Source organism: Syntrophomonas sp. UBA5494 (genome assembly GCF_002426325.1).
This window is the reverse complement of record NZ_DIPG01000134.1, coordinates 52,419-54,773: the sequence shown is the minus strand read 5'-3', so window position 1 is coordinate 54,773 and position 2,355 is coordinate 52,419. Positions and strand designations below refer to the sequence as shown.

The window sequence follows — 2,355 nt, the reverse complement described above, 5'->3', positions numbered from 1 at the left end:
GACGCCAACACGGTAAAGGCCTGTGAAGCGGTCAAAGTGGAACTGGAAAAGATAAAGCAGGAATTGAATATGGATCTGGATATTGCGGTGGTTATGGACCAGTCCCAGTATATCCAGCAATCTATTCAAAGCACGGTGAGGATGATTCTGGAAGGATCCCTTCTGGCCATGGTGGTATTGTTTTTATTCTTGCGCAAAGCTCGCAGCACCTTGATCGTCTTTACCTCCATCCCGCTTTCTATCATCGCCACCTTTGTGGTCATGTATTTCAGCAATTACACGATCAACCTCATCACTATGGGCGGATTAGCCCTGGGGCTGGGGCGTATAGTGGACGACTCCATCGTGGTGTTCGAAAATATCTTTCGCCACCGCTCGCTGGGGTTATCTTCTTATGAAGCGGCCCGCAAAGGGGCCTCACAGGTTGGCAATGCGGTTATCGCAACCACATTGACGATTCTGGCGGTGTTCCTTCCCATGGCATTTGTGGAGGGCATTGCTTCGATCCTTTTTAAACCCCTGGCTATGACAGTGTGTTTCGCTATCTTCTGTTCGTTGATCGTGGCCTTAACCATTATTCCCCTGTTGTCTTCACGATTGTTGACTCATCAGGTTATGGCCGCCCGGCCCGATCCCCGCAACCCGGTTTCCCGGCTGATAAACCGTTTAGGGGAATGGATGGACGGCTGGGGAGACCGCTATGAGGTCTTGCTGGGTAAAGTCCTGGCTCGAAGGCGGGTGGTGGTGATTGGAGTCACTATTGCCATGGTGGCCGCATGTGCGGCTATACCTCTGGTGGGGGCGGAATTCATTCCCGGTATGGACTCCGGGGAAATCTCCATAAATATTCAGACCGACAAAGGCAATCAATTGACAGAAACCGACAAGATTGCAAGACTGGCGGAGGAAAAATTGCGCGAGTTCCCCGAGGTACAGACCATTTTCAGCAGTGTCGGCAGCTCGGAGGGCATGACCATGAGTTTGGCTTCGGGAACTGATAGCGCTACATTGTATGTCAAGCTGGTCCCCAAAGGGGAACGCCAGAACGATGTAAATACTATCGCCGAACGGATGCGCACCTCGCTGCAGGAAATCGCCGGCGCCAAAATAGAGGTCTCAGCTGCTGACGCCGCTTCCATGATGGGATCCACCAGCGCCATAACAGTGCAGATTCGCGGAGCGGATCTCGAGGTTTTAAAACAACTTTCCGAACAGGTTGCGGCGATTGTCCGCCAGGTCCCGGGGACCCGCGAGGTGGTCTCCACCCTGACTGAAGGCAAACCCGAGTTGCAGATTCACATTGACCGCGCCCGGGCTGCCGCTTTCGGCCTGACCCCGATGCAGGTCTCCAATGAGATCAGTTCGGCCATGCAGGGAAAAGTGGCTACACAATACCGGGTGGACGGTCAGGAGGTGGACGTAAAGGTCGGTTTCAAACCCAGCTCAGAAAAAGACATGGATTATCTGACCAACCTTTCTATAATGAATCCCGCCGGGATTTTGGTAAAATTATCCTCGGTGGCCACCTTTGAGATTGCACAGGGTCCCATAGCCATTAACCGGGTGGACCAGGTGCGCAGCGCTCTAGTCAGCGGAGACTTGTTTAACCGGGATCTGAACAGTGTAATGCAGGATATTAAAGCCAGGGCAGATGAAATTGACCTCCCCGCGGGCTACAGTATCGAATATGTAGGCACTGACCAGGAAATGATCGAGACTTTCATCAACCTGGCCATGGCACTGATACTGGCCATAATCCTCTGTTATTCGGTTATGGCTATCCTTTACGAATCATTCTTCGATCCCTTTGTGATCATGTTCTCGGTACCCACAGCCTTTATTGGAGTGGTGCTGTCCTTGCTTCTGACCGGAATCCCTTTGAGCGTACCGGGTTTTATCGGGGTGATCATGCTGGTCGGCATCGTGGTGGCCAATGCCATCGTATTCGTGGATTATTTGAAGCAGATGCGCGAGGAGGGCATGGAGCGTGAAGAGGCTATTCTGGAAACCGGTCGGGTGCGGCTGCGGCCCATACTCATGACCGCCCTGGCTACCATACTGGCAATGCTGCCTCTGGCCCTGGGGATCGGCGAGGGCAGCGAATCCCTTCAACCCTTGGGCATAGTGGTAATTGGCGGACTTCTGGTTTCTACCCTGGTGACGCTGGTATTGGTGCCGGTGGTCTATGCCATATTTGACGACTGGTTGTCTGCATTTAAAGCCAGAAGAGCCTCTAAAAAGGCCGCCAGCTCTCCCCCGGCCTAAGCCGGGAACGATGGGGCTGGCGGGCTTTCCGGGGAGGACCGTGAGGATGAATATGGTCTTGAAGTATGAAAGGTTGAGGAAAGGAAATGA

Annotated in this window: 1 protein-coding gene; it reads left to right on the top strand. The window is 53.1% G+C overall.

Annotated features, from left to right (window positions below):
• Positions 1 to 2,265: efflux RND transporter permease subunit (locus B3W37_RS15245; RefSeq protein ID WP_483176296.1), on the top strand; the 2,265-nt coding region annotated here is incomplete at its 5' end.
• Positions 2,266 to 2,355 lie beyond the last annotated feature (90 nt).